The sequence below is a fragment of the Mycobacterium sp. E3298 genome, from assembly GCF_001666895.1.
Classification (GTDB): domain Bacteria; phylum Actinomycetota; class Actinomycetes; order Mycobacteriales; family Mycobacteriaceae; genus Mycobacterium.
In genome coordinates this window covers 1-7,780 of the sequence record NZ_LZJB01000552.1, presented here as the reverse complement: position 1 = coordinate 7,780, position 7,780 = coordinate 1, and the positions used below count along the sequence as shown (strand labels likewise).

Sequence of the window (7,780 nt, the reverse complement as noted above, 5' to 3'; positions counted from 1 at the left end):
CGCCGCCATCGGTCTGGGTGAAGCGCACGTAGCCGTTCTCCTCGAGCTCGTCGGCCAGCTCCGGGCCGCCGGATTCGACGATCCGGCCCCCGACGAACACGTGCACGAATTGCGGGCGGATGTAGCGCAGGATCCGGGTGTAGTGGGTGATCAACAGAATGCCGCCGTGCTCGGCCTCGGCGTAGCGGTTCACGCCCTCGCTGACCACCCGCAGCGCGTCCACGTCCAGGCCGGAGTCGGTCTCGTCGAGGATGGCGATCTTGGGCTTGAGCAGCCCAAGCTGCAAAATCTCGTGGCGCTTCTTCTCGCCGCCGGAAAACCCTTCGTTGACACTGCGTTCGGCGAACGCCGGGTCGATGTCCAGGTCGGCCATGGCGGCCTTGACCTCCTTGACCCAGTGCCGCAGTTTCGGCGGCTCGCCGCGGACGGCGGTGGCGGCGCTGCGCAAAAAGTTCGACATCGACACGCCGGGCACCTCGACGGGGTACTGCATGGCCAAAAACAGGCCGGCGCGGGCACGTTCGTCGATGCTCATGTCCAGCACGTTCTCGCCGTCGAGCGTGATCGACCCGGACGTCACCCGATACTTCGGGTGGCCGGCGATGGCGTAGGACAGCGTGGACTTGCCCGAGCCGTTGGGGCCCATGACCGCATGCGTCTCACCGGACTTGACGGTCAGGTTGACACCGTTGAGGATTCCGATCTCGCGGCTGCCCTCGGGGGCGTTGGGATCTTCGACGCTTACGTGCAGGTCTTTAATTTCCAAAGTCGTCATGACGCTGTTGTCTTCTCCGTGATTTCCAGTTCGTGTTCGATGGCGGCGGTCAGGCGTTCGCGGATCTCCGGCACGGCGATCTTGGCGATGATCTCGCCGAAGAACCCGCGCACCACCAGCCGGCGCGCCTGGTCCTCGGGGATGCCGCGGGCCCGCAGGTAGAACAGTTGCTCGTCGTCGAAGCGTCCGGTGGCGCTGGCGTGCCCGGCCCCGACGATCTCGCCGGTCTCGATCTCCAGGTTGGGCACCGAGTCGGCACGCGCCCCGTCGGTGAGCACGAGGTTGCGGTTCACCTCGAAGGTGTCGGTGTCGGTGGCTTCGGCGCGGATCAGCACGTCGCCGACCCAGACGGTGTGTGCATCGGGCAGCTGCGAAGACGGATCCCCTTGCAGCGCACCCTTGTACAGCACGTTCGACTTGCAGTTGGGTTGCGCATGGTCGACCAGCAAGCGCGATTCGAGGTGCTGCCCGTCGTCGGCGAAGTACAAGCCGAGCAGCTCGGCATCCCCGCCCGGGGCGGCGTAGCGCACGTTGGCCGACATCCGCACCACCTCGCCACCCAGGGTGACGGCGACGTGGCGCAGCACCGCGTCCTTGCCCAGCTTCGCGTGATGCGCGCTGACGTGGACCATGTCGTCGGCCCAGTCCGCGACCCACACCACGGTGAGGCGGGCGGCGTCGCCGACGATGAACTCGACGTTGTCGGCGTAGGTTCCGCTCCCGCGGTGGTCGATCACCACGACCGCCTCGCCGAGTTCGGCGACGCTGATCTGCAGATGCCCGTAGGCCACGGCCCCGGCACCCGGACCCGTCACGGTGATGTTGACCGGCTCGGCGACCTGCACGTCCCGACCGACGCTTACCAGCGTCGCGGAATTGAACGACGAAAACGCTTGCGCGGCAACCCGGTCGGTGGGCACACCGGCACGGCCCAGCCGCTCGTCGCCGCGGCGCACGGTCTCGACCCGCACGCCCGGTTGCTCGCCTACGCCGATCTGCGCCCTGCCGGTGGCCTGAGCCGAGCCGTCGTGCAGCCCGCGCAGCCGCCGCAGCGGGGTGAACCGCCAGATCTCGTCACGCCCGCTGGGCACCTCGAAGGCGTCGACGTCGAAGGACGCGAACAATTCGCCCTTGTTCAGGGCAGCAGCAGAGGCGGTCATCCGACCGCGCCCTCCATCTGCAACTCGATGAGCCGGTTGAGCTCCAGGGCGTACTCCATCGGCAGCTCTTTGGCGATCGGCTCGACGAAGCCGCGCACCACCATCGCCATCGCCTCGTCCTCGGTCAGACCGCGGCTCATCAGGTAGAACAGCTGGTTGTCGCTGACCTTGGACACCGTGGCCTCGTGCCCCATCGTGACGTCGTCCTCGCGGATGTCGACGTAGGGATAGGTGTCGCTGCGGCTGATCGTATCGACCAGCAGCGCATCGCATTTCACGCTGGAACGCGACCCGTGCGCGCCCTTGTTCACCTGCACCAGGCCGCGGTAGGAGGTGCGGCCGCCACCGCGGGCCACCGACTTGGAGACGATGTTGCTCGACGTGTTGGGCGCCAGGTGCAGCATCTTGGCGCCGGCGTCCTGGTGCTGACCCTCCCCGGCGAACGCGACCGAGAGCACCTCACCCTTGGCGTGCTCGCCGGTCATCCAGACGGCCGGGTACTTCATGGTCACCTTGGAGCCGATGTTGCCGTCGACCCACTCCATGGTGGCGCCGGCCTCGGCGCGGGCCCGCTTGGTGACCAGGTTGTAGACGTTGTTCGACCAGTTCTGGATCGTCGTGTAACGGCAACGGCCACCTGGCTTCACGATGATCTCCACCACCGCCGAGTGCAACGAGTCCGACGTGTAGATGGGCGCGGTGCAGCCCTCCACGTAATGCACGTACGCGTTTTCGTCGACGATGATCAGGGTCCGCTCGAACTGGCCCATGTTCTCGGTGTTGATCCGGAAGTAGGCCTGCAGCGGGATGTCGACGTGCACGCCCGGCGGAACGTAGATGAAGGATCCGCCACTCCACACCGCGGTGTTCAGCGCGGAGAACTTGTTGTCCCCGGCCGGGATCACGGTGCCGAAGTACTGCTGGAAGAGCTCGGGGTGTTCCCGCAGCCCGGTGTCGGTGTCGAGGAAGATGACGCCCTGCGATTCCAGGTCCTCGCGGATCTGGTGGTACACCACCTCGGACTCGTACTGGGCGGCCACACCGGCGACCAGCCGCTGCTTCTCGGCCTCGGGGATGCCCAGCCGGTCGTAGGTGTTCCGGATGTCCTCGGGCAGGTCATCCCACGAGGCGGCCTGCTTCTCGGTGGACCGCACGAAGTACTTGATGTTGTCGAAGTCGATGCCGGCGAGGTTCGAGCCCCACGTCGGCATCGGCTTGCGATCGAAGATGCGCAGCGCCTTCAGCCGGGTCTGCAGCATCCATTCGGGCTCGTTCTTCTTCGCCGAGATGTCGCGGACCACCGCCTCCGAGAGCCCGCGCTGGGCGCTGGCTCCGGCGACGTCGGAGTCCGCCCAGCCGTAGCCGTAGCGGCCCAGCGACGCGATCGTCTGCTCCTGGGTCAACGGCTCTGCTTCTCCCGCTTTGAAGGCCTTCTCGGCCTCTGGCGTGAGGGTCATAACGACGCTCCTTCGATGCTCGTGGTGTCGCGACGCGGGCTGGGCGCCGGGGTAAGAGGTACGTGGGTGGTGCAGGCGCAGTTGCCGTTGACGATGGTCGCCAACCGCTGCACGTGGGTTCCGAGCACCTCGGCCATGGCCTGCTGCTCGGCTTCACACAGTTCCGGGAACTCCTCGGCGACGTGCGACACCGGGCAGTGGTGCTGGCAGATCTGCACGCCGTGGATCGGGCCGCCGACCCGCGTTGTGGTGGCGACGTAACCGGCCTTGGTCAGCGCGCCGGCCACCCGCTCCGCGGCCGCCTCGACTTCGGCGTCGTCGTCGCCCTCAGCCGACGGTACGCCGGCCAGGATCGAGTCGATCCGCTGCCGGGCGAACGTGCGGACGGCGTCCTCGCCGCCGATTTCCCGCAGCTGCCGCATGGCCGCCGCGGCGAGGTCGTCGTAGGCGTGCTCGAGCTTGGCGCGGCCCCCGGCGGTGAGCCGGAACCGCTTGGCGGGGCGCCCGCGACCGACCTGCTGCCAGGACGCGGCGGGCACCGACTCCGCGTCGCCCGCCTCGACCAGGGCGTCGAGGTGGCGTCGCACGCCGGCGGCCGCCAGCCCGAGCCGGTCACCGATCTCGCCGGCGGTGATCGATCCGGACTCCACCAGCAGGCGCACGATCGCGCGGCGGGTGTGGCCATCCGGCACCGCCGCGCCGACGGCGGCGTCGTCGAGGCCGGTTCGGATTTTCACAACACCAGTGTGACGCAATTCCGGGGATCGGTCTACCAAGGGTCCCCTGCGCGGGCGTTGCGCTGGTCACAGTCGGTATAAGCCGCGACCCGTTGCGCCACGCTCGCGATCGCCGCCGGGTTGGCAGGCGAGCGCGGCTACCCCGCCGGTTACGCTGCTCTGATGGCAGCCCGCCACCACGTGCTGAGCTCGTCGATCGCCAGCCTGCATGGCGACGAGCAGGCGGTGGGGACGCCGCTGAACGATACCGAGCTCACCGCGCTGCAGCGCACCCGCCTCTTCGGCGCGACCGGCACCATCCTGATGGCGATCGGCGCGCTGGGCGCCGGCGCCCGGCCCGTGGTCCAGGACCCGACCTTCGGGGTGCGGTTGCTCAACCTGCCGTCCCGGATTCAGACCGTGTCCCTGACGATGACGACCACCGGCGCGGTCATGATGGCGCTGGCCTGGCTGATGCTCGGACGCTTCGCCCTGGGCAGCAGGCGGATGTCTCGCGGCGACCTGGACCGCACCCTGCTGCTGTGGACGCTGCCGCTGCTGATCGCCCCGCCGATGTACAGCAAAGACGTCTACTCCTACCTGGCCCAGAGCCAGATCTCCCTGGAGGGGCTCGACCCCTATCGGGTGGGGCCGGCGTCCGGGCTCGGCCTGTCCCACGTCTTCACGCTGTCGGTCCCGACGCTGTGGCGGGAGACGCCGGCGCCCTACGGCCCGCTGTTCTTGTGGATCGGGCGCGGCATCTCGGCCATCACCGGGGAGAACATCGTCGCCGCCGTGCTGTGCCACCGGCTGGTCGAGCTGATCGGCGTCGGCCTGATCGTGTGGGCGACCCCTCGGCTGGCGCGGCGCTGCGGCGTCGCGGAGGTCAGCGCGCTGTGGCTGGGCGCGGCCAATCCGCTGCTCATCATGCATTTGGTCGCCGGCGTCCACAACGAGGCGCTGATGCTCGGGCTGATGCTGGCCGGCGCCGAGTTCGCGCTGCGCGGCATCGACTCGCCGCGGCTGTTTCCGGCCTCCTGGCGGCCCGGTCCCGACTGGGAACCGCTGGGCATGCTGCTGGCCGGCGCGGTCCTGATCGTGCTGTCGTCACAGGTCAAGCTGCCGTCGCTGCTGGCGCTCGGCTTCGTCACGATGGCGCTGGCGTACCGCTGCGGGGGCAACCTGCGGGCGCTGCTGCTGGCGGGCGGCGCGATGAGCGCGCTGTCGCTGGCAGTGATGGGGCTCGTCGGCTGGGCCAGCGGCCTCGGTTTCGGCTGGATCTACACGCTGGGCACCGCCAACGTCGTGCGCAGCTGGATGTCGCCGCCGACGCTGCTCGCCCTGGGCACCGGGCAGGTGGGCATCCTGCTGGGGCTGGGCGACCACACCACCGCGGTGCTGGGGCTCACCCGCGCCATCGGTGTGCTGATCATCACGGTGATGGTCGGCTGGTTGTTGGTGGCCGTCTTCCGCGGCCGGTTGCATCCGATCGGCGGCCTGGGCGTGGCGCTCGGCGTCACGGTGCTGCTGTTCCCCGTCGTGCAGCCCTGGTATCTGCTCTGGGCGATCATCCCGCTCGCCGCCTGGGCCACCCGCAGCGGTTTCCGCATCGCGGTCATCGTCATCACACTGGTCGTCGGCATCTTCGGCCCGACCGCCAACGGCGATCGCTTCGCGCTGTTCCAGATCGTGGACGCGACCCTGGCCAGCACCGTGATCGTCGCGGTGCTCATCGCGGTGACCTACACCCGCCTGCCGTGGCGGCGACTCCCGGCCGACAGCGCCGAGACGCAAGGGACGACGGCCGAACCGGCGCCGGCGCCCACGACCGCCGAGACCCCCCGCCCGGCGGCGGTGTCTGACGCCTACGCTGATTCCACGTGAGCCGCGCCGACGACGATGCAGTGGGGGTACCGCCCGCTTGCGGGGGACGAAGCGATGAGGTGGGGGCAACTCCCGCTCGCGGCGGAGAGCGGCGCTCGTGAGCTCGGACGTTCCTGAAACGGTCGTGCGGCTGCGCGGGGTGAGCAAGCGTTACGGATCCACCACGGCCGTCGCCGATCTCGACCTCGAGGTGCATGCCGCCGAAGTGCTGGCCCTGCTGGGTCCCAACGGCGCGGGTAAGACCACGACGGTCGAAATGTGCGAGGGCTTCGTGCGCCCGGACGCCGGCACCATCGAGGTGCTCGGCCTGGACCCGATCGCCGACAACGCCCGCCTGCGCACCCGCATCGGCGTGATGCTGCAGGGCGGCGGCGGGTACCCGTCCGCGCGGGCGAGCGAGATGCTGAACCTGGTCGCCTCGTACGCCGCCGACCCACTGGACCCGGCGTGGCTGCTGGACACTCTGGGCCTCACCGACGCCGCCCGCACCACCTACCGACGGCTGTCCGGCGGCCAGCAGCAGCGGCTCGCCCTGGCCTGCGCCCTGGTCGGCCGCCCCGAGCTGGTCTTCCTCGACGAACCCACGGCGGGCATGGACGCCCACGCGCGGCTGCTGGTGTGGGAGCTGATCGACGCGCTGCGCCGCGACGGCGTGACGGTGCTGCTGACGACACACCAGCTCAAGGAGGCCGAGGAGCTCGCCGATCGGCTGGTCATCATCGATCACGGCGCGACCGTCGCCGCCGGCACGCCGGCCGAGCTGATGCGCGCCGGCGCCAAGGACGAGCTACGGTTCACCGCGCCGCCCCGACTCGACCTGTCGCTGCTGACCGCCGCGCTGCCGGAGGGGTACAAGGCCTCGGAGGTGACGCCGGGCGAGTACCTGGTCGAGGGTCCGGTCGATCCGCAGGTGCTGGCCACCGTCACCGCGTGGTGCGCGCGGATCGACGTGCTGGCCACCGACATGCGCGTCGAGCAGCGCAGCCTCGAGGACGTGTTCCTCGACCTGACCGGCAGGAAGTTGCGGCCTTGAAACTGGACAAGACCCAATCGAACGTCTTCCCCGCGGGAACCTTCACACCCGACCCCAGACCGAACGCCGTGCCGCGGATGCTGGCCGCGCAATTCGGCCTGGAGCTCAAGCTGCTGTTGCGCAACGGCGAGCAGCTGCTGCTGACCATGTTCATCCCGATCACGCTGCTGGTCGGGTTGACGCTCTTGCCGTTCGGCTCCTTCGGCCACAACCGCGCCGCCACCTTCGTCCCGGCCATCATGGCCCTCGCGGTGATCTCGACCGCGTTCACCGGACAGGCCATCGCGGTCGCCTTCGACCGCCGCTACGGCGCGCTCAAGCGGTTGGGCGCGACCCCGCTGCCGGTCTGGGGCATCATCGCCGGCAAGTCGCTGGCCGTGGTCACCGTCGTGTTCCTGCAGGCAATCTTGTTGGGCGCCATCGGGTTTGCGCTGGGCTGGCGGCCCGCGCCGGCCGCGCTGCTGCTCGGCGCGGCGGTCATCGCGCTGGGCACCGCGGGCTTCGCCGCGCTCGGGCTGTTGCTCGGCGGGACGCTACGGGCCGAGATCGTGCTGGCGGTGGCCAACCTGTTGTGGTTCGTGTTCGCCGGACTCGGCGCGCTGACCGTCGAAAGCGGGATGATCCCGACCGGGGTCAAGTGGGCGGCCCGGCTCACCCCCTCGGGTGCGCTCACCGAGGCCCTGTCGCGGGCGATGGTCCTGTCGGTCGACTGGTTCGGCATCGCCGTCCTGGCGGCGTGGGGCGCGGTCGCGGCG

General features: G+C 69.6%; 7 protein-coding genes. 3 read left to right on the top strand and 4 right to left on the bottom strand.

Translation table 11 applies throughout. The features are described from left to right. The 4 genes from sufC to A9X05_RS25350 all read right to left on the bottom strand — a co-directional run. Window positions 1–775, bottom strand: a 775-nt coding sequence (gene sufC, locus A9X05_RS25365; protein WP_067784870.1) for a Fe-S cluster assembly ATPase SufC, incomplete at its 3' end; no start/stop codon positions are given. Then, complete coding sequence (gene sufD / locus A9X05_RS25360; RefSeq protein ID WP_067784868.1) at window positions 772–1,935, bottom strand: Fe-S cluster assembly protein SufD; 1,164 nt, start codon at window positions 1,933–1,935, stop codon at window positions 772–774. The genes sufD and sufC, both read right to left, overlap by 4 nt. Next, on the bottom strand, window positions 1,932–3,392 hold the full coding sequence (gene sufB, locus A9X05_RS25355) for a Fe-S cluster assembly protein SufB (protein WP_067784866.1): 1,461 nt from the start codon (window positions 3,390–3,392) through the stop codon (window positions 1,932–1,934). Before sufB ends, sufD begins: the two co-directional genes overlap by 4 nt. Next, complete coding sequence (locus tag A9X05_RS25350; RefSeq protein ID WP_082971066.1) at window positions 3,389–4,168, bottom strand: metalloregulator ArsR/SmtB family transcription factor; 780 nt, start codon at window positions 4,166–4,168, stop codon at window positions 3,389–3,391. Before A9X05_RS25350 ends, sufB begins: the two co-directional genes overlap by 4 nt. A 123-nt stretch (window positions 4,169–4,291) precedes the next feature. Here A9X05_RS25350 and mptB point away from each other — a divergent pair, with 123 nt between their 5' ends. The 3 genes from mptB to A9X05_RS25335 form a co-directional block, all read left to right on the top strand. Next, entirely contained in the window at window positions 4,292–5,992 is a 1,701-nt protein-coding gene (gene mptB / locus A9X05_RS25345) for a polyprenol phosphomannose-dependent alpha 1,6 mannosyltransferase MptB (protein ID WP_067784877.1), read from the top strand. 97 nt (window positions 5,993–6,089) lie between these two features. Then, entirely contained in the window at window positions 6,090–7,025 is a 936-nt protein-coding gene (locus tag A9X05_RS25340) for an ABC transporter ATP-binding protein (protein WP_156736980.1), read from the top strand. 77 nt (window positions 7,026–7,102) lie between these two features. Beyond that, a partial coding sequence (locus A9X05_RS25335; protein WP_231978470.1) for an ABC transporter permease occupies window positions 7,103–7,780 on the top strand: 678 nt, incomplete at its 3' end.

What these genes read in the sequence shown, in the direction of transcription:
- sufD (WP_067784868.1), bottom strand. Translation starts at nt 1,935, where the DNA reads ATGACCGCCTCTGCTGCTGCCCTGAACAAGGGCGAATTGTTCGCGTCC.
- sufB (WP_067784866.1), bottom strand. Translation starts at nt 3,392, where the DNA reads ATGACCCTCACGCCAGAGGCCGAGAAGGCCTTCAAAGCGGGAGAAGCA.
- mptB (WP_067784877.1), top strand. Translation starts at nt 4,292, where the DNA reads ATGGCAGCCCGCCACCACGTGCTGAGCTCGTCGATCGCCAGCCTGCAT.